This is a genomic window from Nocardia sp. NPDC055050 (genome assembly GCF_053608345.1).
This window is the reverse complement of record NZ_JBSGVG010000026.1, coordinates 68,357-92,234: the sequence shown is the minus strand read 5'-3', so window position 1 is coordinate 92,234 and position 23,878 is coordinate 68,357. Positions and strand designations below refer to the sequence as shown.

The following is a 23,878-nucleotide window of genomic DNA, read 5'->3' as shown; positions in this document are numbered from 1 at the left end:
GTGATCATCTTACGCGCCGCGTACCGCCCTCGTGGCAGTTCGGCGCTTGTCTCCGCGGACCTCACCGATCCGCCTGCGACAGTTCCGCTTTCACCACCGCGAAGGCCGTTGACGAGCTGTAGCCGCGGCGGGCGAGCATGTCGACCAGGCGTCGTGTCGCCTTGGTGCGGTCCAGATCGGCGGGCATGGAACGGAGTTTGCGCCGAACCAGGTCGATCGCGGCCTGTTCGTCGCCGGGAGCCGGGCGCGAGGGGCGGGCGCTATCCGCTTCGTCCGTCTCACCGGCGGTTTCGTCGGCGTCCGAAAAACCAGCACCGCGCGACAGCGAACGGCGTGTCTGCCACGAGCCACCTGCCGCGTCGGTAGGCGGCGCCTGCTCCCCCTCGCCGCCAGCATGAGGGGGGCGGGGCGCGGTGCGTTCGAACCCCGCTTCGTCCAACTCGGCGGTGACGACGGCGAAGGCGGTGGATTGGTCGTAGCCGCGGCGGGCCAGCATGCCGACGAGTCGGCGGACTGCCTTGTCGCGTTCTATCTCCCGGGGAAGGGTGCGTAGTTTTCGGCGGACCAGGTCGGCGGCGCGAGCGTTTTCGGCGTCGTCGGTGACCATCGACAACGCCTCTTCCGCGTCGCTCGGGGCGACACCCTTCTCGCGCAATTCACGGTGGAGAGCCTTCTTGCCCCGGCCGGAGTAGGTGTGCCGTTCGTGGACCCACTGTTCAGCGAACGAGGCGTCGTTGATCAGGCCGATTTCGGTGAACCGCTCGAGAGCGGCCTCGGTCACCTCGATACGGAAGCCCTTCTCGCCGAGTCGTTTCTCCAATTCCGCGCGGCTGCGAGCACGTACCGAGAGCAATCGCAGGCACACGTCCTTGGCCTGCTCCAAGGTCGCATCGGGACGGTCGCCCGGGGCGAGCCGGCGTGCGCCGGCCCGCCTGTCGGGCTCTCCCGGCTGGGATCCGGCCGCCACCGGATCCGCCTGCCGTCCGTCGTCACCACCGACGACGGTCGACAGGGAGACTTCGTCGCGCCGCGCGGACTTGCGTTCGCGTCGTGCGCCGCGGGGTCGTCGCCGACCCTCGCTCCCCCACTCTTCATGATCATCACCAACCCGCGCAGCGAAACGCGGTGGTTTGTCACCATCGGTGAATCCGGTCGGGTGCGCGCGCTGCGGATCGCCCGCACCCGACCGAATCCTCTCCGCGTCCGGGTCGGCTCGTATGTCACGAGCCGACCGGACGAGTTCATCGGCCGTGCCCCTGCCGCGCCTTACCGCGGGCGGTATGACCGGCTCCGGCTCGACCTCGATACCGAGGCGAGCCAGCTGCCTGCGCATCTGTTCGACCGGGTCGGCCGAATCGCGGTGGCCGCCGGGGCTCGGCGTGGTCATCGGCTCAGAAGTCGGCGGGCGCGTCGGCCTCGGCGGTCAGGACGGCACCGATGCCCAGCTTCTCCTTGATCTTCTTCTCGACCTCGTCGCGCACGTCGGTGTTCTCCAGCAGGAACTTGCGGGCGTTCTCCTTGCCCTGACCCAGCTGGTCGCCCTCGTAGGTGTACCAGGAGCCGGACTTGCGGATGAAGCCGTGCTCGACACCCATGTCGATGAGCGAGCCCTCCTTGGAGATGCCCTGGCCGTAGAGGATGTCGAACTCGGCCTGCTTGAACGGCGGGGCGACCTTGTTCTTGACCACCTTCACGCGGGTGCGGTTGCCGACCGCGTCGCTGCCGTCCTTGAGGGTCTCGATGCGGCGCACGTCCAGGCGGACCGAGGCGTAGAACTTCAGCGCCTTACCACCGGTGGTGGTCTCCGGGGAGCCGAACATGACGCCGATCTTCTCGCGCAGCTGGTTGATGAAGATGGCGGTGGTGCCGGAGTTGCTGAGCGCACCGGTCATCTTGCGCAGCGCCTGGCTCATGAGGCGGGCCTGCAGGCCGACGTGGCTGTCGCCCATCTCGCCTTCGATTTCCGCGCGCGGCACCAGGGCGGCGACGGAGTCGATGACGAGGATGTCGATGGCGCCGGAGCGCACCAGCATGTCGGCGATCTCCAGGGCCTGCTCACCGGTATCGGGCTGGGAGACCAGCAGCGCGTCGGTGTCGACGCCCAGCTTGCGGGCGTAGTCGGGGTCGAGGGCGTGCTCGGCGTCGATGAAGGCGGCGACACCGCCCGCGGCCTGGGCGTTGGCGACGGCGTGCAGCGCGACGGTGGTCTTACCCGAGGATTCCGGGCCGTAGATCTCCACGACGCGACCGCGCGGCAACCCACCGATACCGAGCGCGACGTCGAGCGCGATGGAGCCGGTCGGGATGACCGCGATCGGCTGGCGGGTCTCTTCGCCCAGGCGCATGACCGCACCCTTACCGAAGCTCTTCTCCACCTGCGCCAGTGCCAGTTCCAGCGCTTTGTCGCGATCGTAGGCCTGCGGTGCCATGATGTGTGCCCCTTCTCGAGGTGAGTGTCTCTCTGGTTGGCGCCCACAGTAGAGGCCGGCACCGACAAGTTCTGGCGCCCAGGTTAGTCGAACACCCATTCGAGTCAAGCGACGCGCCCGGCAACACGCGAAGCAGCCGCTCCGACCAGCAATCCGGGAGCGATACCGGTCGTCAGCGCTGCGGCAGCACCGAGTCGTCGCCCTCGGCGCGTGGCCCGAAGATCCGCCGCTGCGACTGTTCGATGCGCACGTCGTTGATGCTGGCCTCGCGCCGTGCCATCCGCCCGTCCGCCGCGAACTCCCATTGCTCGTTGCCGTAGCTGCGCCACCACTGCCCCGATTCGTCGTGCCATTCGTACTGGAAGCGCACGGCGATGCGGTTGTCGTGGAAAGCCCACAGATCCTTGCGCAGCGCGTAGCCGTTCTCGGCCGACCATTTGCGGGTGAGGAAGTCGACGATCGCGGCATGGCCGGTGAAGAACTCGTCGCGGTTGCGCCAGACCGAATCCTCGGTGTACGCGGCGGCGACGCGTTCGGGATCCCTGGTGTTCCAGGCATTTTCGGCGGCGAGCACCTTCGCGCGCGCGGAGTCGAGATCAAAGGGTGGCAATGGTGGACGCATGGAAGACCTTTCGATGTGATCAGGGGTTGTTCGGGGAGAGCTCGGGCGGCCCCCAGCGCACAGCGAGCGCACCGGGCCGTTCGATCGCCTCCTCGACGGTGAAGTCGACAGCACACTGCGCGCCGGTAGTGAATGCCGCGCTGTCCCAGACTAATTCGGCGCGGCCGGTGAGCTGCAGCAGCGCGCCGGTCGACCAGTCGGCGACGAGCAACCCACAGCGCGGTTGCACGGCGAGGTTGCCCAGCGTCATGAACATCGAGTTGCCGCGATAGTCCGGCCAGCGCAACCGGGTCGGCGACAGCACCTGCAGAAAACCGGGATTGCCACCGCGGTGTGAGGCGTCGGCGTGCCCGTCACTGTCGGCGGTGGCGACGAAGAAGGTGTCGGCGGCCCCCACCATCTCGACCGCGGTGGGCGTGAGCGCCGTGCCACGCCACACCGGGCCGGGCTCCCCGGCGGCGGACACCTCCCGAATCTGCCTGCGCGAGATGTACTTCGGGCAGTTCGCGTAGACCTGCTCGGTGGTGATCCGCAGTCCACCGTCGCGCACCACCGATGTACCGTTGACGCGCATCCGCCTGCGGCGCTGCGGCTGCAGGGCGATCAGCCCGACGTCGACGTCACCCGCCATCGCCGCCGAGAGCGGATCCGACGTCTCGGGCAGCGTGTCGATGTCGATGGTCGCGTCATCGATCGCGTGCACGAACCCGGCGGGACCGGTGAGCGGGCTCGCCCACAGCCGCCCCGCCGGATCGGCGGCACCGAGCACCACCATCGGCTGCTCGGCCAGGAAGGACGCGGCGACCGCCGGAATCCCGGTTCGGATCGAACGGCCGACGCGAGCAGCCGCGTCGGCCTGCCCCAGGCGTTGCTGCACAGCCAGTTCTCCGGAGTGAAACATCCTCACCCTCCCTGTCTACGACGTGAATTGCCCGTGGGTCAGAAGAATCCGCACGTCGGGGCGGGTCCGGCCGGCGCGGGAGCGGTATCGGCGCCCAGCGGCGCGAACACCTCGAGGCGAATGCCATCGGGATCGGCGAAGAAGATGCCACCGGAGGACGCGCCCTCACCGTGGGCGACCACCCCGTCGTGAAAGAACTCGGCATCGACCGCGCGCAGCGCCGACTCGACGGCCCGCACTGTGTCGACGTCGTCGACCTGGAACGACAGGTGATGCAGGCCCGGCGTGCTGGTGGAGAACTCGCCGCTGCTCTGCTGCCACAGCGTGAGCACCAGCGCACCGCCCCGGCCGAGGAATGCCCAGCGCTGTTCGCCGTCGGCGCCGGTGCCGAGCTGTTCGAAGCCGAGGCCACGGCGGTAGAAGTCGACGGAACGGTCGAGGTCGGCGACGTTGAGTCCGATATGACCGGTGGTGAGCACAGGTGCGGCGACGGTGGTCATGGTTTCCTCCCGGAATGATTAACTGCCTATCGGTTGTTGAACAGTTAGAACATAGAATGAGCTCACCCACTTCGTCAACCCTTGAAATACTTTTAGACAGTTAGGAGGGGCGTGTTGATAACCTCGGGCATGCGCGATCCCCGTCCGCACACCGGCGAACCCCCTGCTCTCGACCTGCTCAACACCCGGTGGGCGGGCGCCGAACCCGGCGACCTGCTCGCCGATCTCGACGGGCTGCGCACCTGGCTGGAGCTCCTCGGGCTCGCCGACCGCGTACCCGCCGACAACCACGCCCTCACCGCGCTGCACACCGCGCGCGCAGCCGTGCACGACGCCGTCACTCGCGCCGATCACACCGCACTGAACAGGGTCCTCGACCACGGGCGAATCCGGCGCGAGCTCACCGACGAGGGGCCACAGGACATCCCCGAGGTCGACGACCCGGCGTGGCTACCCGGCTGGCTCGCCGCCGACAATCTGCTGCACCTGATCGCGCAGGCACCGCAGCGGATCCGCCAATGCGCACATCCCGACTGCGTGTTGTTCTTCTACGACACGTCCAAGAACGGCACCCGCCGCTGGCATTCGATGGCGACCTGCGGCAACCGCACCAAGGCCGCACGCCACTACGCCAAGACCAGCTGAGCAGCGCCTCGTCAGAACAGTTCGTCGAGCAGCCGGTAGTAGTCGAGCTTGACGCGGTCGGGTTCGGTCAGGCCGTAGGCGGTGTAGAACGCCGCGACCGCCTCGGTGCCGAAGTCCCCGGCCAGGTCGCGCTCGGCCAGCGCCAGATCGCGATAGCGGTCGCCGGTGCCCAGCGTCGCGACATCGATGAGCAAGCCGCCGGTGAGCACATTGCCCGGCGTGAAATCGCCGTGCGTGACGACCAGATCCTCGGTGGCCGGGCGCCGCTCCCGCAGGCGCTCGAGTATCGCGGCAGGTGAGAGGTCGCGATGATCGTCGTCGAAATCCGTGGGGTCGACGAACCCCTCGACCACATGGCGGTGGGCGCGGGCGAGGCTGAGATCCAGACCACCCGCGAAGGGGCAACTCGGCACCGGGAGGTCGTGCAACGACCGCAGGGCGCGGCCCATCTGGGCACCGACTTCGGCCGGATCGGTCTGTCCGGCGAGCGATCCACCGGCATCCGCGAGAACGAGAACGTCCTCGGCAAACGCGACCACGTCCGGCACCGCGATCCCGTTGTCACGCAACCACGTCAGCCGGGCGTGCTCGGCCACCGCCCGCGGACCACGCTTGATCCAGTACTCACCCGACCGCACCAGGTTCCCGTCACAGCCCTCGTGATCGTCGGACCACTCCGGCACCGGCCCGAGGAGCTCCTCGATCACCGGCGGCAGCGGCACGGCCAGCTCGTCGAGATGGTCGAGGGCCGCGCGGGTGGACTCGATGAGTTCGGAATCGCCGTCGGCCACCCGCAGCCGCATGGCCTCGTTGAGCAGCTCGCGCGCCTCCAGCGGACGGTGCTGTTCGGCCAGTGACTTGCCCAGGTGGTGGGCGGCGAAGGAGACGAGCTCGGGGTCGAGCGCGCGACTGGCGTGCAGCGCCCGGCGGTAGAGGATCTCGGCGTGCCCCGGCTCGCCGTGATAGCGGTAGACATCGGCCAGGTTGATCCAGACGGTGATCCGGCGCCGCTCGGTGTCGGCCAGTTCGAGGGCCTGATCGAGCCGGTCGAGGGCCTCGTCGTAGCGCCCCAGCAGCATCAGCGCGATGCCGAGCCTGCGCAGGCCGGGAAAATCGTGCGGGTCGGCGAGGGCGACCCTGGCCGCGAGGGTTTCGGCGTCGACCGGGATCATCCGCAGCCGCTCGTCGAACCGATACGGTCGCGTGTCCGGGTTCTGCGCTGTCACGGCCATTTCCTGGTCACCACCGGTTCGGAGGTACGTCGAAGTCGGCACACAGCGCCCGCCAGACGTCGCGTGGGTCGACACCATTGTCGATCGCCACCGCCCCCGTGCGCCCCAGCTGGGGTATCACGTGATCGGTCAGCATGGCGTCGGCGCGCGCCACGCCGAACTCGGTGTGCATCAGCTCCTGGAATTCGGTCAATCGCACGTTGCCCAAGATACTCGCGCTGGACCAGAGCCGACAGGGCCCCGCTCAGCGCACCTCCGTCGCGACACCCAGGATCGTCCGAGCGCACCCTGCTCAGGGCCACTCTCCGACTCGTCTGTGCTAACGCCCAGAGACGCACGACGGACGGGATCCGGCGGCGAACTACCGCTTTCGCAGCGTCGTGACAGACCGGGACCAGGCCCTCGAACTCGGCCGGACCGGGGTCGAACTACCGCTTCGCGGCGTCGTGACAGATCTGGACCGGGTCTTCGACTTCCGCCAGACCGGCGGCGGCGTGCCGAGCCGCTTCGGCATAGGCGGGGTCGTCGAGTACCTGACGCACCGCGGCACCGACCGCCTCGGGCGTGAGCGGTCGCACAAGCACCGAACTGCCCTGTCGCACCGCCCGATTGGCGAGTTCCCACTGGTCACCGCCGCCGGGGACGGTCACCACCGGCACGCCCGCGGACAGGGATTTGGCGAGCAGGCCGTGGCCACCACCACCGACGACGACCGCGGCGTGCGTGAGCAGTTCGTCCTGGCGGCCCAGGCCGGCGGTGGCCCAGTCGGGAAGATCGGCGGGCGGCGTATCGAGGGTCGAGATGGCCGCGCGCACACCGAGTCCGGCCAGGCCGGACAGGACGATATCGGCCATATCGGCGACGCCGGTGTGCGCGGTCGACGGCGCCACCATCACCAACGGCGCATCGCCGGGGGGCAGCGCAAGCACGGCATCGGTCGGTTCCCACAGCAGCGGCCCGACGACGTGGGTGTCGGCAGGCCAGTCCGGGCGGTCCATCTCCAGCGCGGGCAGGGTGGCGACCAGGCGCGCGGCGGGACCGGGGTCCTCGGCGGGCAGGCCGATGGTTTCGCGGGCCGCCGAACGCTGACGATGTCCGTTGCGGACCGCGCGCGCGGTCATCGTGCGCAGGACACCGTCGCGCATCCGGCCACGCATACCCTCCCCCGGCGCCAGGCCACTACCGATGGGCGGCAAGGCTTTCGACGGCAGGTAGAGCGGGTGCGGTGACAACTCGACCCACGGCAGGCCCAGCCGTTCGGCCGCCATCCCGCCGCCCGCGGTGAGGACGTCGGAGACGATCAGGTCGGGCAGCATCGCGCTGAGTTCGGGCAGGTTCTCGGTAGCGATGTGGGCGGCGCGCTCGTGGATCCGGGCCCCCGCGTCGGCGTCGTCGTCGGTGGGGCGCGGCGCGAGACCCTTGAGCTTGCGCACGCTGAGCCCCGCCGAGCGCGCCTGATCCAGCCATCTCGGCCCGGTGAACAACACGGGTTCGTCGCCCGCGGCCAGCAATCGCAGGCACAGCGCGATCGCGGGAAACGCATGCCCTGGATCGGGCCCGGCCACCACAGCTATTCGCATCCGCCCACCCTGCCATACCGCCAGACCCCGCCCACCTCGGACGACCGATCCACGATTTCTGCGCTACCTTGACCGCCGCGAGACCGATCCGTCCGAGCGACACCATCAGGAGCGAGCACGTGCGACACCCCGGAATCGACACCGTCGACGACCTGTTCGCGCTGCTCGAGCGGTGCGCCGACGCCTGGGACACCGCGGACCGCACCGGCGACCCGGTCGACATCCTCGATCACGATCGCCAGTGCGCGCAGTTGCTCCGCCGCGACTTCCCCGATGACGAAGAACTCCAGGTCGCGGGTCTGCTGCACGACATCGGCCATGTACTTTTCCCCGGTGACGACGCGGGCCACGGCAGGCACGGCGCCGAGGCGGTGCGTGCGCTGCTCGGCCCCCGGGTAGCGCGCCTGATCGAACTCCACGTGACCGCGAAACGCTTTCTGGTGGCAACGGATCCAGCACACGCGGCCGGGTTGTCGGCCTCGAGTCACCGCACGCTCGTCGCACAGGGCGGCCCGATGACGCCCACCGAGACCGATTCGTTCCGCGCGGACCCCGACTTCGCCGCGGCCCTGGCGCTGCGAAGGGCCGATGACGCGGGCAAGGTGGTCGGCCTACGGGTCGCGCCGCTTCAGGAGTGGCGGCCACTTGTCGAGCGCGTCGCGGCCCGACGGCTCTGACGCCGACGACACCCAGTGCCCTTGCACCGCAACATCATCGATGCGCGAGTCGCTGATCAGCCGCCGAAGGTGAACAGTTCGAACCCGACGGCGTGTTCGGCGGGGAACCCTTCCTTGGGACCCGTGGCGAAGCTGACGATCTCGCGCACCTGCTCCTCCACCGGCACCGGGCTCAGCACCTGCAGATAACGCCGATGCGCCGACAACGACGCGCGCGCCTGCTCCAGCTGAGCGCTCACGTCGACAGCATGGGTGGCCACGGGACCGACCACGGCGGCCCACCGCGCCGACCACAATGGCAGATCAGCGATTTCGGGGAAGATCCACTCGTTGCCCGCGTCGGAGATCGCGTCCATCGCCGATCGGCCGACGGCCCGGTGATCGGCACTGTTGACCACGCCGGGCGCCCAGGTGTCGCCGAAGTTGAACAGCACCACCATCTCCGGGCGATGTCTGCGCAGCGCGGCGGCGAGTTCCCTTCGCAGGGTGAGACCTTCCTCGATGCGGCCGTCGGAATGGTCGAGGAATTCGACGGTGTGCACGCCGACCTCACGGGCGCCCGAGATCTCCTCGATCTCCCGCAACGGCCCGGCCTGCGCGGGCGGCATCCCGGCGATCCCCGCCTCGCCGCGCGTGACGAGCAGGTAGCGAATGTCCTTGCCCTGCCCCGTCCATCGCGCGACCGCCGCCGCGGCGCCGTATTCGATGTCGTCGGGGTGCGCGACGATCACCAGTCCGCGCTGCCAGTCCTCGGGTACCTGTTCCACCCCGCCATGCTAACCACAGACGACTAACTGATCGGGGTCTTGTCGCTCCCCGACACCGCCTTGTACAGCAGGTACACGCCGGTGCCGATCGCCCCGATCACCAGGATGGGCATCAGCGCCTCGATCAGCGCGCCGAGAATCCAGAACGCGATCACCGCGACCACGACGATGCCGATGACTTTCAAGACCATGACAACTCCTTCACCTCTGCGACCGCCGTCCAGCGATCCGACTCCTCCGATCCTCCCACCCGGCGAGCAATAGATCACCAGGTCAGCACCGATATCCGGGTGTAGATCAGGGTTCACCCCGAGATCTCGGGCGCAGCGGTACGACGTTTCGGATCACGGTGAATCCGGTGGCGTATCCGTCCTCTCGCGCGCCCGCCATCGGCCGGTTCCCGGGTGCGCAGGTGGCGTAGCACGCCGGACCTGTTCGCGGACACCTCGGCGTAATACCGCCGCTCTATAACATTCCTGACGCAGGAAAGGTGGGACAGCCCGTGACAACGGAAACCCTCGAAATACCCGCCCCGGGGATATCAACGGCGGAATCACCGCGGCGCCACGCACTCACCGTGATTTCCGTTCCCGTGGCTCGGACAATCACCGCGGGAATCGGCATTCTCGCCGTGGCGCTGATCTGGACCGCGATCGAAAGGTGGGGAATTTTCCCGGCGGTATTATTTCCCGGCCTCGACGAGATCGCCTCGGCCGGCGCCGCGATGTGGCGCGACGGAACCCTGCGCGCGGATTCACTGGCCAGCCTCGACCGGGTGGTGCGGGGTTTCGCGGTGGGTGTGCTGGTCGCGATCCCGGTGGGCGCGCTCACCGCCACCACCAGGGTGGGCCGTCTGGTCGTGCAGCCGGTACTGCGATTGTTCGCGCCGGTGCCGACGGTCGCGCTGGTCCCCCTGGCCATTCTGTGGTTCGGGCTCGGCGAAGGCAGTAAACAGTTCGTGATCGCGCTCGGTGTGTTCGTCCCGGTATGGATCAATACCCATTCCGGACTTTCGGCGACACCCGCCGATTTCCTGAAAGTCGCGCGCTGCGCGGGCGCTTCCCGTTGGCGCACGCTGATTCGGGTGGTGCTCCCCGAGGCATTTCCCGATATCGTCACCGGATTGCGGGTCGGTACCGCCACCGCATTCGTGTTGATCGTGGTCGCGGAAATGGCGGGTACCACCGAGGGACTGGGCTATCGCATCGCCCAGGCGCAACTGTTCTCGCAAGTCGATCGCATGCTGTTCTGCCTGCTCGTACTGGGAGTTCTCGGGGTGCTGTGCGATCAGGTGGTGGCGCGGGCCGCGGCCCCGTTCATCGGCTGGGACAAGGAAGAACGATGAGCCTCACCTTGACCGCGAGCGGCGTCACCGTCGGATTCGCCCGCCGCGACACCCCCGTCCTCGACGATCTCTCGCTCACCGTCGCGGCCGGCTCGTGCACCGTGCTCGTCGGGCCGTCCGGCTGCGGCAAATCGACCCTGCTCGACTGCTTTGCCGGCCTGCGCCGACCCGACTCCGGTGTGGTCACCGAGAACGGGGTACCGATCACCGGACCGGCGCCACGACGCGGTGTCGTGTTCCAGCGTGACGTGCTGTTCCCCTGGAGCAGTGTGCGCGCCAACCTGGACTTCGTCCTCGGCGCCGCCGGTATGCCGCGGCGGGCACGGCCCGCACGGATCGCGGAACTGCTCGCCGCGGTGCACCTGCCCGCCGACGTCGCCACCCGCCGACCGCACGAACTGTCGGGCGGTATGCGCCAGCGAGTCGGTGTCGCCCGGATGCTCGCCGGTGACCCGGAGGTGATGCTGATGGACGAACCCTTCGCCGCACTGGACGCCCAAACCCGGTTGCACATGCAGGATCTGGTGACCGAGCTATGGGCGAATTCGGGCCGCACGGTGCTGTTCGTGACGCACGACGTGGACGAGGCGATCCGGTTGGCCGACCATTTCGTCATCCTCGGCGCGGGCACCATCCGGGCCCGGTTCGACAACCCGCTGCCCCGTCCGCGTCCCGCCGACCGGCTCGCCGAGTTGCCGGGATACAGCGCACTCCGTCGCCGTCTGCACGCCGAATTGTGGCTCGAAGCAGACGATCTCCTGTCGCACTGAACCACTTCTGTTCGTACCGAACCACTCTCGGAGGTCACTCATGTCCGGATCACTGCGCAGAGCCTGCGCCGCCCTGCTCGTCGCCGCCACCACCGCCCTGTCACTGGCCGGGTGCGTGGGTGATGCCACCACCGGAACCGACACGCTCACCGTCGGTTTCGTCGTCGACCCGTCGTGGGCGCAGATCCCGGTCGCTCAGCAGGGCGGCATCTTCACCCGGCACGGGGTCACCGTGCGAGTGGTGAACTTCTCGACCGGTGTGCAGGCCCTGCAGGCATTGCAGGGCGGACAGGTCGACATCACCACCGCCGCCGATGTCCCGACCGCCAGCGCGCTGGCCAAGTCCGGCGATCTGCGGGTGGTGGCCGACGGGTCACGCTGGATGGGGTCGCGGATCGTCGCCCGGCGCGGCATCGAGAGCCTGAACCAGTTGGCGGGCAAGAAGATCGGCACGCCGCTGGGCACCAGTGCCGCCTATTTCGCGGCGAAGGCGCTGGCAGGCGCCGGAGTCGAGGCCGAACTGGTCCAGGTGGCGCCCGCGACGATCACCACCGCGATCAGCAAGGGCGATGTGGACGCCGTCTCGATCTTCCAGCCCTACCAGACCCAGGCCATCGAAGTGCTCGGCGGCGACGCGGTGGAGCTGGACGTGACCGCCGACCCGTACCGCCAGCACAGCCTGTACCTGGCGCAGGCGGGCGTCGCCCAGCAGAAGGCCGCGACGTTCCGCAAGTTCTTCGACGCCATCGCCGAGGCGGGCACCGCGCTCGCCGAGCACGACGCGGCCGCCGTCGCGGCGGTCGCCGACGCGACGAAACTCGCGTCCGCCCTGGTCGAGAAGGTGTTGCGCGAGTTCGATTTCACGCTGCAACTGCGCCCCGAGCTGGCAGGCAATCTCGATGCGCTCGCCCTGTGGGCCCGCTCGAAGAACTATCTCGATCCGGCAGTTCCCACTGCCGACTACCCGCGCCTGCTCGACGCGAGCGCCCTGCCGCAGTCATGAGCACCCCCACGCTGTTCACTCTCGGCGGGACCATCAGCATGCGACTGGTCGACGGTCTCGCCGTCCCCACCCTCGATGCCGTCGGCGTCGCGCGACTCCTCGGCGGCGATCCTGTCCTCGACGCCGTAGAGGTGGCTCGGGTCGGCGGCTCCGAAGTCGACTTCGATCACCTGCGTGACCTGCACGCCGCCATGACGGCCGCGCAGCACCGTGGCAGCACCGGGCTGATCGTCACCACCGGCACCGATTCCATCGAGGAGGTGGCCGCCTGGCTCACCTACACCGGGCCGTGGACCGTGCCCGTGGTGGTGACCGGCTCGATGGAACCCGGCGGCGAGCCCGGTTCCGATGCCGTCGCGAATCTGCGGGCCGCCCTCGCTGCCGTCGACACACCGGTGTCGAGCGAACCGGTGGTCGCGTTCGCCGGGGCGATCTGGCTCGGACGCGGCGTCCAGAAGGTGGCAGGCATCGGCCTCGACGCGTTCGCCACCCCTGGCCGACCAGCCCTCGGTCAGGTGAAAGGCCCCGCCGCGCGGTCGGCGTCGGCCACGAAGGAGGGTGCCGTCGTCACGGCCGAGCACCCGGCGCCCGCGCCGGCGACGGTGCTGGGACCGCCAGGCGCTCGCATCGCCCGGGTCCCGCTGGTCGGGGCGGCGCTGGGCGCCGACGACCTCGCGCTCCGGGCGGTCGCGGTGGACGCCGACGCGGTGGTGATCGCGGGCAACGGGGCCGGGAATCTGCCGCCCGCACTCGCCTCCACAGCGATCGAACTGGCCGCCGCGGGCACCCTCGTCGTGGTCGCCACCCGTGCCGCCGACAGCCGCACCGCCGCGGTCTACGGCTATCGCGGCGGCGGTGGACGACTCGTCGAGGCGGGCATCGTGCTCGCCGATCACATCACCCCGCACCAGGTGCGGGTCTTCCTCACCGTCGCCGTGTCCCGTGGACTGACCGCGAACGCGGTGCGGTCCGCCCTCATCCACCATCTGGAGTCGCTGACGTGACCATCGTGCACACCCCCCGCCTGGCCGCCCTGAGCCTTACCGAACTCGTCGAACTGCTGGTCCCCGCCGGACAGCCCTGGTGCGAGAACAGTCTCGACGGGCCTGCCCGACAACCCGAGGAGACCAGGGCCGCGCAGGAGATCGCGCCGCTGCTCACCGAACTGGGCTTCGAGACCCGGCTCGTGGGACGAACCCCGACGCGCGCCAATCTGCTCGCCACCAAGGCATTCGGACCGGGGCCCACCCTGCTGCTCAACGATCACCTCGACACCTACCCCTCCGGTCCACCGAGCCGGTGGACCAAGTGCGACAACCCCTTCCGCGCGGTGGTCGCGGACGGCCGGGTGTACGCGCGCGGTACCTCCGACACCCGGGGCAACCTCGCCACCTTGCTCAGCGCGGTCGCCCGGGTCTGCGCCGAACCGCCCGAGACGGGCACCCTGGTGGTGGCGCTGACCGTCGACGAGGAACGCAACGGCGTCGAAGGCGCGTTGTACCTGCTCGAGCAACACGGGCTGCGCGCGGACGCGAGCATCACCGTGGAGCCCACCGCTTGGACCGACGAGTCGGGGACCGGCGTCGCGATCGCCACCCAGCACACCGGGCACGCGCTGATCGACATCGAGGTGCGCGGCCGCTCCAGCCACATCTGGCGACCCGATACCGGAATCAACGCCGCCCACGCCCTGCTCACGGTGCTCGGCGGCCTGAGCGCACTCCCCGAGGGCTGGGGACACAGTGTGGTCGGGCTCGACGCGGGCGAGGCCGGAATGGCGCAGTTCACCCCGCTCACCGCGTCGGCCCGGATCGCCGTCGTCGGGCTCGGGCCCGAGGTGAACCGCGCCGAGCTGCTGCAACGGATCGCCGACATCGCCCGCGACCACCCGACGGCGGGCACCGATGTCCACGTCACCTACGCGCCGGGACCGACCTTCGTCCCCGGCACCGAGCCCCTCGATGTCGACGAACCGATCGTCGCCGCGCTCAGGGCCGGCTATCACGACGCAGGCGGTGGACCAGCCCGCACCTACACCAAACCCGCCTACTGCGACACCATCCGATTCCGGCACGCGGGCATCCCCGCGGTGACCTTCGGACCGGGCGACGACGGCTGGGCGGTCTACGACGAGAGCATCGGCATCACCACGATGGAGTTCGCCGCCGAAGCGCTCGCCGCCGCCGTCGGCCGGTATCTGCGGCGGCCGGGATGACGCTGGTTATGCTCGGCGCGTGACACACCGGCCCGACCCGATTCGCGCGCACCCCGGGCGGCGATCGCGTTCGGATCGGGCCAGGCAGGTCGCCGACGTGCTGCGTCAGCAGATCGCCCAGGGTGCCGTCGCGGCCAAACTACCCGCCGAGGCCGTCCTGCAGCGCGAATTCAGTGTGTCGCGCAACAGCATTCGCGAGGCGCTGGAGATCCTGCGGCGCGAAGGACTGGTCGACCGGTTGCCCGGCGTCGGCACGGTGGTGCGGCGGCCCAAGCTCGAACACACCATCGCCGCCACCCGGGGTCTGGCCGCCTCGCTGCGCGGGCACGGGACCGTCGTCAACCAGGTCCGCACCGCCGGTCAGGTGCGTCCGCCGACCGCGGTCGCGACCGCGCTGGGACTCGAGCCGGGCGCGCACGTCTGCTACATCGAACGCCTGCGACGGGTCGACGGGGAACCGATCTCCCTGGATCTGACCTACCTGCCACTCGACATCGGCACCGCGCTCCTGCAGGCCGATCTGGAAACCGAAGACCTCTTCGCGCTGATCGAGCGCGCGGCCGACGACCGCCTCACCACAGTCTCGATCAACCTCGACGCGGTCAACGCCGACGAACACTGCGCGGCGCTTCTCGGCGTGACGCCGGGCAGCGCGCTTCTCGTTCTGCAGCGCACGACACGGCTCAGCGACGGTTCGCCTGCCTGCCTGGAATTCGTCCGGATGCGCGGTGACCGGATCACCCTGCGCATGTCCGCGCCCGCGACCTGACGGCGAACGTCACATCCGAAGGCCCCATGGTGCCGGGCCCGCCTCGTCTCGCGGTAGAGCCGACCGGCAGCGTGTCGAGTGCCGGGCTACCGTGATCGGCATGGACTACTTGGCGTTGCTCTGTGCGAAGCTCACCGCCTTCGGTGAGCTCATCACCCCCGACACCGATCTGGCCGCGCCGGTGCCGTCCTGCGGCGACTGGGCGTTCTACGACCTCGTCGACCATGTCGGGCGGGGCAATCTGTGGGTGGTCACCGCGGTGGCCGAGCTGCGCGGCGATTTCGAGGGCGAGCCCGCGCCGAGAGATCCCGCCGCCCTGCGCGAGTGGTACGAGTCGACCGCCGACGCCATGGTGACCTCGCTGTCCGCGGACGAGAACCGGGAGGCCTGGACCTTCACCCGGTCCATGCCACGCACCGTCGGTTTCTGGCGGCGGCGCCGCGCCCACGAGACGCTCATGCACCTGTGGGACGGTCAGAACGCGCTCGGCAAGGCCGACCCGTTCGATGCCGATCTCGCTGTCGACGGCATCGATGAGGTCTTCGAACTGTTCGCGCCGCGGATGATCCACCGCGGCCTGGCGGTCGAACCCGAGGTGGCGCTGCGGCTGCGGGCCACCGATACCGGCGGCACCTGGACCTACGGTCCGGGCGAGTCGGTAGCCGAGCTGGCGGGTACCGCGTCGGACCTGCTCCTGGCCCTGTGGGGACGCAAATCCGGCGACGACCCGGAGTTCACCTGGGACGGCGACCGCGCGGCGGGCGAGCGAGTACTCGCCGGACCGCTCGTTCCGTAGGCAAACGACTGACGGCGAACCGGACAAGCGCCCATAATCGGGGCTCACCGCGCGTAGGAGGACTTGTCATGGAACCCATCGTCACGACCACGAGCGGCGCGATCCGCGGCCACACCGAGGCCGGGATCACCCGTTTTCTCGGGGTGCCGTACGCGGCGGCGCCGGTCGGGCCGAAACGTTTCCAGCTGCCCGAGGCCGCGCCCGCCTGGGACGGCGTGCGAGACGCGACCGAAATGGGCGCCACCTGCGCACAGACGCCGTATCCCGCGCCGATCCACGCCCTCATCGGCAGTGACGGTATCCCTGGCGACGAGTACCTCAACGCGAACGTGTGGACGCCCGACTCCGCCGCTTCGGGTCTACCGGTGCTGGTGTGGATTCACGGTGGCGCGTTCGTCCGCGGGTCCAACGCGCGGGCAATCTACGATGGCTCGGCCTTCGCGCGCGACGGCGTGGTGATGGTGGGGATCAACTACCGGCTCGGGGTGTCGGGCTTTGCCGAGATCGAGGGCGCACCGTCCAATCGCGGTCTGCACGACCAGATCTTCGCCTTGCGCTGGGTGCGCGAGAACATCGCCGCCTTCGGTGGCGACCCCGACAATGTGACGATCTTCGGTGAGTCCGCCGGCGCGATGAGTGTGGCGGCGCTGATCGCCGCACCGCAGACGGCCGGGCTGTTCCGCCGGGCGATCATGCAGAGCGGCAACGGTGCGGTCGCCGCCGATCCCGAGGACGCGCGCAAGGTGTCGGCCGCGCTGGCCGCCGAGCTCGGAATCTCGCCTACCGCGCAGGATTTCGGGAAACTGGGTCCGGACGAGTTGCGCACCGCGCAGAACGCCGTCGCGCTGGCCGTGATGACCGACCCCGATCCGCAGCGGTGGGGCGACTCGGTGATCCAGCTGGGCGGCGGCATCATGAGCCTGTTCCCGGTGATCGACGACGACATCGTCGCGGGCCCGCCGACGGAGGTGCTGCGCGCCCATCCGGATCGCGCGGTCCCCCTCATCGCGGGCACCACCGCCGACGAGTTCCGCTTCTTCACCGTCCCGGCAGGGCTCGCCGCCGCCATCACCACCGACACCCTGCCGTTCGTCCTCACCCGCTACGGCATCGATCCCGCTGTCGCCCAGGTCTATTCGACAGAGCGCCCGGATGCCACCCCCGCCGAGATCTTCAACGCCGTCCTCACCGACATGAGCTTCCGCTCCGGCACCTACGACTTCGCCGAAGCCTGCGCCGCCACCGTCCCCACCCATGTGTACGAATTCGCGTGGCCCACCGGACTTCCCGGCCTCGGCGCCTGCCACGTCCTGGAGGTCCCGTTCGTCTTCGACACCATCGACGACGCCCATACCCTGACCGGACCCACCCCACCTCAGGCGCTGGCCGACGAAATCCACGCCGCCTGGGTCGCTTTCGCCACCGACGGCACCACCGGCTGGGCCCCGTTCACCACCGACGAGAAGAACGTCCGGATCTTCGACAACCCCGAGTCCGCCACCGTCACCGATCCCCGCGCCACCGAACTCGCGGCCCTGCGCAAGGCCATCGCCCCAGCCTGACCCTTCGGTCGGCACGCCGCGTCCCGAACCGGCGTGCCGACCGGAAGTCGCGATGGTCCGAGAGGGGCTAGCGGACGGAATCCGTTCCGCCGGCGAACAAGTCGGGGCCCTGGTCGGCCATCTCGGTGAGCGCTTGGGCCCAGCCGTCGAGGCGGTCGGCGGCTTCACGAAGATCGGCGACGATGCCGTTGAACTGGTACGCCAGGACCGAGTCCTCGGGAACCGCGAGGATGCGGGCCGCGGCGGCAACGAGCTGTTCGTACTCGACCACACCGGTCTCCAGGCGCGCCAGCACGCCGGCGACAGTGGTTTTCAGCGCCGCGACGGTGTCGGGATTGGCGCGGCCGACGGTGTCGGCGGCCTGTTCCATGGCGACGACGTCGGTGGCGAGCGCGTGCAGGGCGGCCGCGCCGGAGCGGGCCGTCTCGAGCAGGTCGCGCAGTTCGTCTTCGGGGAGGCGGCGGGTGCGCGCGATCTGGGCACCGAGGTCGTAGAGCGCCCGTTCGGCACGGATCAGGCGCTGGATAGGGGCGCGCGCGGCCGATCGCAGGCCGGGCGACTTGCGGGCGACGAAAGCCGCCTGAGGTAAGGGCTTGTTGCGCAACTCCAGGTAGCGGCGGGCGCTGAGAGCGGTACCGGTGACGAAGGCGATGGCGCCACCACCGATCACCACGACCGCCCAGGCGGGCGCCGAGATCACGGCAAGACCGACCGCGCCGACCGTGGTGATACCGGAGGCGGTGCCGAGCTGAAAACTGCGCCTGCGGACCCGGCGCCGACGGCGCAGCTCCCGTTCACGCGGGTCGGCCCAACGCCGCACCGCGACCAGCGCCTGCTCACCGACCCCCCGCAGCGTCGCGGGCATCGAGCCCGCCACCGCGACCTGCGCGATCGCCGCCGGATCCACGATCTCGGCACGCGCGCGCCGCCTGTTGCCGTTCATCCCCTCATCCTTCCGCTGCTCGAGCACCCGCTGCTGCCGCAGGTACCGACGCCGGCCTTCCCAACCCCGTAAGACCCGACCTCGAGGAGGGTCCGCCGCGAAGCGGCGGTTCGCGGCCGTCCCGTCGATCAGGTGCCGTTGCGTAGGCGACGAAGGAGCAAGCAACGGTGCCTGATCGACGGGACACAAGGGGCCGCGAACTCGAGCGCGCCAGCGCTCCGAATATTACAGCGCTTGGCCCTTGTCGATGTTCGGTGCCGGTGCGGCCTTGGGCTGCGCCGGGTTGATCGCCGCGTTGTTGTTGCCGGTGGGCAACGCGTCACCGCGCATGGAGGCGCGGATCTGCTCGAGCTTGCTGTGCCCGGCCATCTGGACGCTGGCCTGCTGCACCTCCATCATGCGACCCTGCACCGTGTTCTGCGCCAGCTCGGCCGAGCCGAGCGCGTTGGCGTAGCGGCGCTCGATCTTGTCGCGCACGGCGTCCAGGCTGGGCGTGGAGCCCGGCGCGGACAGGGTGGAATCCATCTGCTGCAGCGAGGCCGAGACCTGCTCCTGCATCTTGGCCTGCTCGAGCTGGCTGAGCAGCTTGGTGCGCTCGGCGACCTTCTGCTGCAACATCATCGCGTTCTGCTCGACCGCCTTCTTGGCCTGTGCGGCGGCCTGCAGGGACTGATCGTGCAGCACCTTGAGGTCTTCCACCGACTGCTCGGCGGTGACCAGCTGGGCGGCGAACGCCTCGGCGGCGTTGGTGTACTGGATCGCCTTCTCGGTGTCGCCCGCCGCCTGTGCCTGATCGGCCAGGGTGACGGCCTGACGGGCGTTGGCGTTGAGCTTCTCGACCTCGTCGAGCTGGCGGTTCAGCTTCATCTCCAGCTGACGCTGGTTACCGATCACCGACGCCGCCTGCTGCGACAGCGCCTGATGCTGACGCTGCGCCTCCTCGATAGCCTGCTGAATCTGGACCTTCGGATCCGCATGCTCTTCGATCTTGGAGTCGAAGAGGGCCATCATGTACTTCCAGGCCTTCACGAACGGATTAGCCATCGATTGATCCCGCCTCCATCTGTGCGTCGCTCGTGCGACTGGTGGTACGCGACCGTCACGCACCAGATACGTGCTTATCCTTCACCATGCGGCACCCGGACCGGCAGTGGCCGGACCGATCGACGCCTGATGAGAATCTATCCGTTCTCACCAGCGGTGTGCAGCGTCTCGCGCGCCGGGCGCAGGGTTCGCCGCGTCACATTCCCTTCACCAGTACCAGCATCTCGGCCCTCGGGGCCGGGATGACGATGCGGGTGTCTTCGGCGATGCCGATGCGCGCGCCCTGCTCGGCCGCCGCGCTCGCGGAGGCGGAAGCCTCGCCCGCGGCGGGTTCGGGCAGGGTGGCGGGCTCGGCTTCGGCGGGTTCGCGCTCGGCGGCGGGGCCGGTCAGCGCGGGTTCGCGCGGCGCGGAGCCGTCGGCGCCCGCCATCAGGGTGCTCACGTCCCAGAGCACGCGCGAGAGCGGCACGTCGAGTGCCTCGCAGATGCTGGCGAGCAGTTCACTGGAGGCTTCCTTGCGGCCGCGCTCCACTTCCGACAGATAGCCGAGGCTCACGCGCGCCGAGGTCGACACCTCGCGCAGCGTTCGATGCTGGGCGAGACGCGCACGCCGCAGACTGTCCCCGATTGCCTCCCGCAGCAGCGTCATCTCGTTCTCCTCCACCTCGTGTCACCGCCGTAGCGGTGCTCACCTCTTTCTGGCACAACGTCGAGCATGGACCGGTGGTTCCCGAACCGGGCTACTTCACACTGACACAGCGCAGCAACTCCCGCACCGCACTGTGCACCGCACCGAGTCTGATCGTCCACCGGTCACCGTGCAGTTTCAACCGGACCACTTCGCTGTGATGTGGACCGGCCAACCCGAGGTATACCGTGCCGACGGGATGCCCGTCCTGGGAATCGGGTCCGGCGACCCCGGTCAATCCCAGACCCCAGTCCGCGCCACACTGCTCCCGCGCCCCCACAGCGAGCTGTTCGGCGGTCGAGGCGGCGACCGGTCCGTCGGTACGGAGCAGCTCGTCGTCGACGCGGGCCAGGCTGTTCTTGAGGTCGGTGGCGTAGACGATCAAGCCGCCCCGCAGCACCGCGCTCGCACCGGGAACTCCCGCCACCGTGGCCGCGAGCAGGCCCGCGGTGAGCGATTCGGCCGTGGCGACGGTCTGACCCGCCGCGTTCAGGGCCTCGACCAGTTCGGCGACCGGCGCACCGTCGACGAGCGGATCGCTCACGAGCGCGACCGTCCACCCGCCAGCCACACCCTGGCCGCCTGCCCCACATAGTCCAGGCCGGTGACCACCGTCAGCGCCACGGCCAGGTACATCAGCCACATGCCCGCGGTGGCGAAGACCCCCGACAGCGGCAGCACCAGCAGCGCGATCGCCACCGACTGCACCAGCGTTTTGAGCTTGCCTCCGCGTCCGGCCGGGATCACCCCGCGCCGCACCACCACCAGCCGCAGCAGCGTGATGCCGATTTCACGGCCGCAGATGACCAGGGTGATCCACCACGGCAAGTCCCCGAGTACCGAGAGCCCGATCAGCGCGGCTCCGATCAGCGCCTTGTCCGCGATGGGGTCGGCGAGCTTGCCGAAATCGGTGACCAAACCGTATTTGCGGGCCAGTTGCCCGTCGAAGCGGTCGGTGATCGCGGCCAGGCCGAAGACCGCCGCGGCGATGACCCGCCAGCGGGTGTCGTGCCCGCCCTCGGCGAACAGCGCCAGCACGAACAGCGGCACCAGCACGATGCGCGCGATGGTCAGAACGTTGGCGATATTGAGCAGCGGAACCTGCGTCTCCGCCACCCCGTGCATCGGCGTCACCGCACTCGACCCACGATCGATCTCTTCGGGTCGCACGCTCATGCCCTGTCCTCGTGGCATGACCGGGCGCCTCGCGTGGCCACGCGAGCTACCGCCTCCAGACGCTGACCGTTCATGCGCTGCCCTCTCGGCACTCACCGGCACTGCGCCGAAATCCAACGGTTTCGCGAGCTGTTTGCTCGCACGATCGGTGCCGCGCGATCCGGTCGTCGAGCCCGGCGCGATGCGAGGAGCGGAACGACAGGATGTGCGGCACATGTTCAGACTATCGGTAACCCGGCCGACTACTGTGCACCCATGACCTCACGGGGACCCTTGAGCGGTTCGACCAGCGACGCGCATACTGCCGCGCCCACTGTGGCGCCTGTTTCCGGCGTGGTCGTCCGACGAGCGCGAACCTCCGATGTCCCCGAGATCAAGCGCCTGGTCGACGAGTACGCCGGGCGCATCCTGCTGGAGAAGAACCTGGTCACACTGTACGAATCGGTGCAGGAGTTCTGGGTCGCCGAGCTCGACGGGCGCGTCGTCGGCTGCGGCGCGTTGCACGTGCTGTGGGCCGATCTGGGCGAAGTGCGCACTGTCGCAGTGGATCCCGTCGTCAAGGGCCGCGGAGTCGGCGGGGCGGTGGTCGAGCACCTGGTCACCGTCGCCCGCGAACTGCAGTTGCAGCGTGTGTTCGTGCTCACTTTCGAGGTGGACTTCTTCGGCAGGCACGGGTTCGTCGAGATCGACGGCACGCCCGTCACCGCCGAGGTGTACGCGGAGATGTGCCGCTCCTACGACACCGGTGTCGCCGAATTCCTCGACCTCAGCTTCGTCAAGCCGAACACCCTCGGCAATACCCGCATGCTGCTGACCCTGTAGAGAATCCCTCGCGAGAAAGTGATCGACTGTGCCGATCTTCGCTGTCCACTACACCTACTCCGATGCGACGGCGGCCGACCGCGCGACCAACCGACCCGAGCATCGCGGCTGGCTGAACGCGCTCGTCGACGCCGGCACGGTGCTCAGTAGCGGGCCCTACCCCGACGGTTCGGGCGCACTGCTGCTGTTCCGCGCCGAGGACGCGCCCTCGCTGACCGAACTGCTGGGCAACGACCCGTTCGCGAAACTGGACCTGATCGACGCCGTCCGCGTGGTCGAGTGGTTGCCGGTGATGGGCGCCTTCGCCGAGTAGCGCAGCCCCGGAGACAGAGCTGCCCGGAACCCTCGGGGTTCCGGGCAGCGTCGTCCGCGGTGGTGTCAGGCTTTGTTGGTGTTACGGGTGCGCAGCAGGCTCGCCACCGTCGCGATGACCAGAATGCCGATGATCACGCTCAGTGAGAACGCCGTGGAGATCTCCGGGACGCTCACGTGCTCACCGCCGTTGATGAACGACAGCGTGTTCTCGTGCAACGCGTGCAGCACCAGCTTCACACCGATGAACGCCAGGATCGCGGCCAGGCCGTAGGACAGGTACACCAGGCGGTCGAGCAGGCCGCCGATGAGGAAGTACAGCTGGCGCAAGCCCATCAACGCGAAGGCGTTGGCGGTGAACACCAGGTACGGCTCCTCGGTGAGACCGTAGATCGCCGGAATCGAGTCCAGCGCGAACAGCAGGTCGGCGAAACCGATCGCCAGCAGCGCGAGCAGCAGCGGCGTCACTACGCGTTTGCCGTTGATCCGGGTGACGAGCTTGTCGCCGTCGTACTCGTCGGTGGTGGGCAGGATCCGTTTGGCCAGCGAGACGATGTAGCTGTCGCGCTTCTTCTCGTGTTCGACCTCGTGCCCGCTCTCGCGCAGCAGGTTGATCGCGGTGTAGATCAGGAACGCGCCGAACAGGTAGAACACCCAGCTGTACGCGCTGATCGCGGCCGCGCCGACCGCGATGAACACACCGCGCATCGCCAGCGCCAGCACGATGCCGATCAGCAGCACCTTCTGCTGGTAGATCCGCGGCACGGCGAAGGTGCTCATGATGATGAGGAAGATGAACAGGTTGTCGACCGAGAGCGCTTTCTCGGTGACGAAGCCCGCGTAATACTCCCCCGAGAACGTGCCGCCCCATTTCCAGGCGACGAACAGGCCGAACAGCAGCGCCAAGCTGATGTAGACAGCCGACCAGATGCCCGATTCCTTGAAGGTGGGCTCGTGCGGGGTGCGCACGTGGGCGAAGAAGTCGAAGACGAACAGGCCGAGGATCACCAGTCCGGTGATCACCCACTCGAGCGTGGTCACCTGCATGTGGTGGTCCGATCGATGAAGTTCATGTCGCCC

General features: G+C 69.0%; 27 protein-coding genes and 2 pseudogenes. 12 read left to right on the top strand and 17 right to left on the bottom strand.

Going from position 1 to position 23,878, the window contains the following annotated elements:
* Positions 1-61 precede the first annotated feature (61 nt).
* From ACWGCN_RS24470 to ACWGCN_RS24445, 6 genes and pseudogenes are all read right to left on the bottom strand, one after another.
* Positions 62-220: pseudogene (locus ACWGCN_RS24470) on the bottom strand (recombination regulator RecX); the annotation flags it as partial.
* Positions 221-436: 216 nt separating this feature from the next.
* Positions 437-883, bottom strand: a pseudogene (locus ACWGCN_RS24465) (regulatory protein RecX); the annotation flags it as partial.
* A 508-nt stretch (positions 884-1,391) separates the two neighbouring features.
* Positions 1,392-2,429 (bottom strand): recombinase RecA, encoded by a 1,038-nt coding sequence (recA, locus tag ACWGCN_RS24460; protein WP_067460620.1) that lies wholly within the window; start codon positions 2,427-2,429, stop codon positions 1,392-1,394.
* 172 nt (positions 2,430-2,601) lie between these two features.
* Positions 2,602-3,051 (bottom strand): nuclear transport factor 2 family protein, encoded by a 450-nt coding sequence (locus ACWGCN_RS24455; protein ID WP_378988526.1) that lies wholly within the window; start codon positions 3,049-3,051, stop codon positions 2,602-2,604.
* 19 nt (positions 3,052-3,070) lie between these two features.
* On the bottom strand, positions 3,071-3,952 hold the full coding sequence (locus tag ACWGCN_RS24450) for a pyridoxamine 5'-phosphate oxidase family protein (RefSeq protein ID WP_378988523.1): 882 nt from the start codon (positions 3,950-3,952) through the stop codon (positions 3,071-3,073).
* A 38-nt stretch (positions 3,953-3,990) separates the two neighbouring features.
* A complete protein-coding gene (locus tag ACWGCN_RS24445; protein WP_387442396.1) occupies positions 3,991-4,452 on the bottom strand; it encodes a VOC family protein in 462 nt (153 codons plus the stop codon).
* A 129-nt stretch (positions 4,453-4,581) separates the two neighbouring features.
* On the opposite strand from ACWGCN_RS24445, the gene ACWGCN_RS24440 reads away from it, so the two are divergent.
* Positions 4,582-5,097, top strand: a complete 516-nt coding sequence (locus tag ACWGCN_RS24440) for a CGNR zinc finger domain-containing protein (RefSeq protein WP_449967436.1) — start codon at positions 4,582-4,584, stop codon at positions 5,095-5,097.
* An 11-nt stretch (positions 5,098-5,108) separates the two neighbouring features.
* Here the strand turns inward: ACWGCN_RS24440 and ACWGCN_RS24435 are convergent, their stop codons facing one another.
* From ACWGCN_RS24435 to ACWGCN_RS24425, 3 genes are all read right to left on the bottom strand, one after another.
* The gene (locus tag ACWGCN_RS24435) at positions 5,109-6,329 is read right to left on the bottom strand and encodes a phosphotransferase (protein ID WP_378988517.1); all 1,221 of its coding nucleotides are present in this window, start codon (positions 6,327-6,329) and stop codon (positions 5,109-5,111) included.
* Positions 6,330-6,336: 7 nt separating this feature from the next.
* The gene (locus ACWGCN_RS24430) at positions 6,337-6,528 is read right to left on the bottom strand and encodes a DUF3046 domain-containing protein (protein WP_062988054.1); all 192 of its coding nucleotides are present in this window, start codon (positions 6,526-6,528) and stop codon (positions 6,337-6,339) included.
* Between the two features lie 229 nt (positions 6,529-6,757).
* On the bottom strand, positions 6,758-7,909 hold the full coding sequence (locus tag ACWGCN_RS24425) for a glycosyltransferase (protein ID WP_378988515.1): 1,152 nt from the start codon (positions 7,907-7,909) through the stop codon (positions 6,758-6,760).
* A 119-nt stretch (positions 7,910-8,028) separates the two neighbouring features.
* On the opposite strand from ACWGCN_RS24425, the gene ACWGCN_RS24420 reads away from it, so the two are divergent.
* A complete protein-coding gene (locus tag ACWGCN_RS24420) occupies positions 8,029-8,586 on the top strand; it encodes an HD domain-containing protein (RefSeq protein ID WP_452460074.1) in 558 nt (185 codons plus the stop codon).
* 56 nt (positions 8,587-8,642) lie between these two features.
* Here the strand turns inward: ACWGCN_RS24420 and ACWGCN_RS24415 are convergent, their stop codons facing one another.
* On the bottom strand, positions 8,643-9,353 hold the full coding sequence (locus ACWGCN_RS24415; protein ID WP_378988511.1) for a PIG-L deacetylase family protein: 711 nt from the start codon (positions 9,351-9,353) through the stop codon (positions 8,643-8,645).
* A 23-nt stretch (positions 9,354-9,376) separates the two neighbouring features.
* Positions 9,377-9,544, bottom strand: coding sequence for a hypothetical protein (locus tag ACWGCN_RS24410; RefSeq protein ID WP_358072878.1), 168 nt, complete (start codon positions 9,542-9,544; stop codon positions 9,377-9,379).
* 401 nt (positions 9,545-9,945) lie between these two features.
* Between ACWGCN_RS24410 and ACWGCN_RS24405 the strand changes: the two genes are divergently transcribed.
* The 8 genes from ACWGCN_RS24405 to ACWGCN_RS24370 all read left to right on the top strand — a co-directional run bounded on the left by ACWGCN_RS24405 (position 9,946) and on the right by ACWGCN_RS24370 (position 17,813).
* Positions 9,946-10,698 carry an ABC transporter permease gene (locus tag ACWGCN_RS24405; protein ID WP_387442387.1) on the top strand — a complete coding sequence of 251 codons (753 nt, stop codon included), beginning with the start codon at positions 9,946-9,948 and terminating at the stop codon, positions 10,696-10,698.
* Positions 10,695-11,468: an ABC transporter ATP-binding protein gene (locus ACWGCN_RS24400; protein WP_452460073.1), complete on the top strand. Its 774-nt coding sequence runs from the start codon at positions 10,695-10,697 to the stop codon at positions 11,466-11,468. Before ACWGCN_RS24405 ends, ACWGCN_RS24400 begins: the two co-directional genes overlap by 4 nt.
* A 40-nt stretch (positions 11,469-11,508) precedes the next feature.
* On the top strand, positions 11,509-12,471 hold the full coding sequence (locus ACWGCN_RS24395; protein WP_452460072.1) for an ABC transporter substrate-binding protein: 963 nt from the start codon (positions 11,509-11,511) through the stop codon (positions 12,469-12,471).
* On the top strand, positions 12,468-13,475 hold the full coding sequence (locus ACWGCN_RS24390) for an asparaginase (protein ID WP_452460071.1): 1,008 nt from the start codon (positions 12,468-12,470) through the stop codon (positions 13,473-13,475). Before ACWGCN_RS24395 ends, ACWGCN_RS24390 begins: the two co-directional genes overlap by 4 nt.
* Positions 13,472-14,686, top strand: a complete 1,215-nt coding sequence (locus tag ACWGCN_RS24385; protein ID WP_452460070.1) for a M20 family metallopeptidase — start codon at positions 13,472-13,474, stop codon at positions 14,684-14,686. Before ACWGCN_RS24390 ends, ACWGCN_RS24385 begins: the two co-directional genes overlap by 4 nt.
* Positions 14,687-14,705: 19 nt before the next feature.
* Positions 14,706-15,455, top strand: a complete 750-nt coding sequence (locus tag ACWGCN_RS24380) for a GntR family transcriptional regulator (protein WP_449967462.1) — start codon at positions 14,706-14,708, stop codon at positions 15,453-15,455.
* Between the two features lie 100 nt (positions 15,456-15,555).
* A complete protein-coding gene (locus ACWGCN_RS24375; RefSeq protein ID WP_452460069.1) occupies positions 15,556-16,251 on the top strand; it encodes a maleylpyruvate isomerase family mycothiol-dependent enzyme in 696 nt (231 codons plus the stop codon).
* Positions 16,252-16,319: 68 nt separating this feature from the next.
* Positions 16,320-17,813: a carboxylesterase/lipase family protein gene (locus ACWGCN_RS24370; protein WP_449967468.1), complete on the top strand. Its 1,494-nt coding sequence runs from the start codon at positions 16,320-16,322 to the stop codon at positions 17,811-17,813.
* Positions 17,814-17,880: 67 nt separating this feature from the next.
* Here ACWGCN_RS24370 and pspM read toward each other — a convergent pair whose 3' ends face one another.
* From pspM to pgsA, 5 genes are all read right to left on the bottom strand, one after another.
* On the bottom strand, positions 17,881-18,756 hold the full coding sequence (pspM, locus tag ACWGCN_RS24365) for a phage shock envelope stress response protein PspM (RefSeq protein WP_452460068.1): 876 nt from the start codon (positions 18,754-18,756) through the stop codon (positions 17,881-17,883).
* A 225-nt stretch (positions 18,757-18,981) separates the two neighbouring features.
* Positions 18,982-19,800 carry a phage shock protein PspA gene (gene pspA / locus ACWGCN_RS24360; protein ID WP_101466599.1) on the bottom strand — a complete coding sequence of 273 codons (819 nt, stop codon included), beginning with the start codon at positions 19,798-19,800 and terminating at the stop codon, positions 18,982-18,984.
* 196 nt (positions 19,801-19,996) lie between these two features.
* The gene (locus ACWGCN_RS24355; RefSeq protein ID WP_378626573.1) at positions 19,997-20,449 is read right to left on the bottom strand and encodes a helix-turn-helix domain-containing protein; all 453 of its coding nucleotides are present in this window, start codon (positions 20,447-20,449) and stop codon (positions 19,997-19,999) included.
* A 91-nt stretch (positions 20,450-20,540) separates the two neighbouring features.
* Complete coding sequence (locus tag ACWGCN_RS24350) at positions 20,541-21,032, bottom strand: CinA family protein (protein ID WP_379313904.1); 492 nt, start codon at positions 21,030-21,032, stop codon at positions 20,541-20,543.
* Entirely contained in the window at positions 21,029-21,664 is a 636-nt protein-coding gene (pgsA, locus tag ACWGCN_RS24345) for a CDP-diacylglycerol--glycerol-3-phosphate 3-phosphatidyltransferase (protein ID WP_378992386.1), read from the bottom strand. The genes ACWGCN_RS24350 and pgsA overlap by 4 nt, the downstream gene beginning before the upstream one ends.
* A gap of 255 nt (positions 21,665-21,919) precedes the next feature.
* Here pgsA and ACWGCN_RS24340 point away from each other — a divergent pair, with 255 nt between their 5' ends.
* On the top strand, positions 21,920-22,486 hold the full coding sequence (locus tag ACWGCN_RS24340; RefSeq protein WP_378992384.1) for an amino-acid N-acetyltransferase: 567 nt from the start codon (positions 21,920-21,922) through the stop codon (positions 22,484-22,486).
* Positions 22,487-22,514: 28 nt separating this feature from the next.
* Complete coding sequence (locus ACWGCN_RS24335) at positions 22,515-22,799, top strand: YciI family protein (RefSeq protein WP_378992382.1); 285 nt, start codon at positions 22,515-22,517, stop codon at positions 22,797-22,799.
* Positions 22,800-22,864: 65 nt separating this feature from the next.
* Here the strand turns inward: ACWGCN_RS24335 and ACWGCN_RS24330 are convergent, their stop codons facing one another.
* Positions 22,865-23,845 (bottom strand): TerC family protein, encoded by a 981-nt coding sequence (locus ACWGCN_RS24330; RefSeq protein WP_379313901.1) that lies wholly within the window; start codon positions 23,843-23,845, stop codon positions 22,865-22,867.
* Positions 23,846-23,878 lie beyond the last annotated feature (33 nt).

What these genes read in the sequence shown, in the direction of transcription:
- recA (WP_067460620.1), bottom strand. Translation starts at nt 2,429, where the DNA reads ATGGCACCGCAGGCCTACGATCGCGACAAAGCGCTGGAACTGGCACTG.
- ACWGCN_RS24455 (WP_378988526.1), bottom strand. Translation starts at nt 3,051, where the DNA reads ATGCGTCCACCATTGCCACCCTTTGATCTCGACTCCGCGCGCGCGAAG.
- ACWGCN_RS24450 (WP_378988523.1), bottom strand. Translation starts at nt 3,952, where the DNA reads ATGTTTCACTCCGGAGAACTGGCTGTGCAGCAACGCCTGGGGCAGGCC.
- ACWGCN_RS24445 (WP_387442396.1), bottom strand. Translation starts at nt 4,452, where the DNA reads ATGACCACCGTCGCCGCACCTGTGCTCACCACCGGTCATATCGGACTC.
- ACWGCN_RS24440 (WP_449967436.1), top strand. Translation starts at nt 4,582, where the DNA reads ATGCGCGATCCCCGTCCGCACACCGGCGAACCCCCTGCTCTCGACCTG.
- ACWGCN_RS24435 (WP_378988517.1), bottom strand. Translation starts at nt 6,329, where the DNA reads ATGGCCGTGACAGCGCAGAACCCGGACACGCGACCGTATCGGTTCGAC.
- ACWGCN_RS24425 (WP_378988515.1), bottom strand. Translation starts at nt 7,909, where the DNA reads ATGCGAATAGCTGTGGTGGCCGGGCCCGATCCAGGGCATGCGTTTCCC.
- ACWGCN_RS24410 (WP_358072878.1), bottom strand. Translation starts at nt 9,544, where the DNA reads ATGGTCTTGAAAGTCATCGGCATCGTCGTGGTCGCGGTGATCGCGTTC.
- ACWGCN_RS24400 (WP_452460073.1), top strand. Translation starts at nt 10,695, where the DNA reads ATGAGCCTCACCTTGACCGCGAGCGGCGTCACCGTCGGATTCGCCCGC.
- ACWGCN_RS24395 (WP_452460072.1), top strand. Translation starts at nt 11,509, where the DNA reads ATGTCCGGATCACTGCGCAGAGCCTGCGCCGCCCTGCTCGTCGCCGCC.
- ACWGCN_RS24390 (WP_452460071.1), top strand. Translation starts at nt 12,468, where the DNA reads ATGAGCACCCCCACGCTGTTCACTCTCGGCGGGACCATCAGCATGCGA.
- ACWGCN_RS24375 (WP_452460069.1), top strand. Translation starts at nt 15,556, where the DNA reads ATGGACTACTTGGCGTTGCTCTGTGCGAAGCTCACCGCCTTCGGTGAG.
- ACWGCN_RS24370 (WP_449967468.1), top strand. Translation starts at nt 16,320, where the DNA reads ATGGAACCCATCGTCACGACCACGAGCGGCGCGATCCGCGGCCACACC.
- pspM (WP_452460068.1), bottom strand. Translation starts at nt 18,756, where the DNA reads ATGAACGGCAACAGGCGGCGCGCGCGTGCCGAGATCGTGGATCCGGCG.
- pspA (WP_101466599.1), bottom strand. Translation starts at nt 19,800, where the DNA reads ATGGCTAATCCGTTCGTGAAGGCCTGGAAGTACATGATGGCCCTCTTC.
- ACWGCN_RS24355 (WP_378626573.1), bottom strand. Translation starts at nt 20,449, where the DNA reads ATGACGCTGCTGCGGGAGGCAATCGGGGACAGTCTGCGGCGTGCGCGT.
- pgsA (WP_378992386.1), bottom strand. Translation starts at nt 21,664, where the DNA reads ATGAGCGTGCGACCCGAAGAGATCGATCGTGGGTCGAGTGCGGTGACG.
- ACWGCN_RS24340 (WP_378992384.1), top strand. Translation starts at nt 21,920, where the DNA reads ATGACCTCACGGGGACCCTTGAGCGGTTCGACCAGCGACGCGCATACT.
- ACWGCN_RS24330 (WP_379313901.1), bottom strand. Translation starts at nt 23,845, where the DNA reads ATGCAGGTGACCACGCTCGAGTGGGTGATCACCGGACTGGTGATCCTC.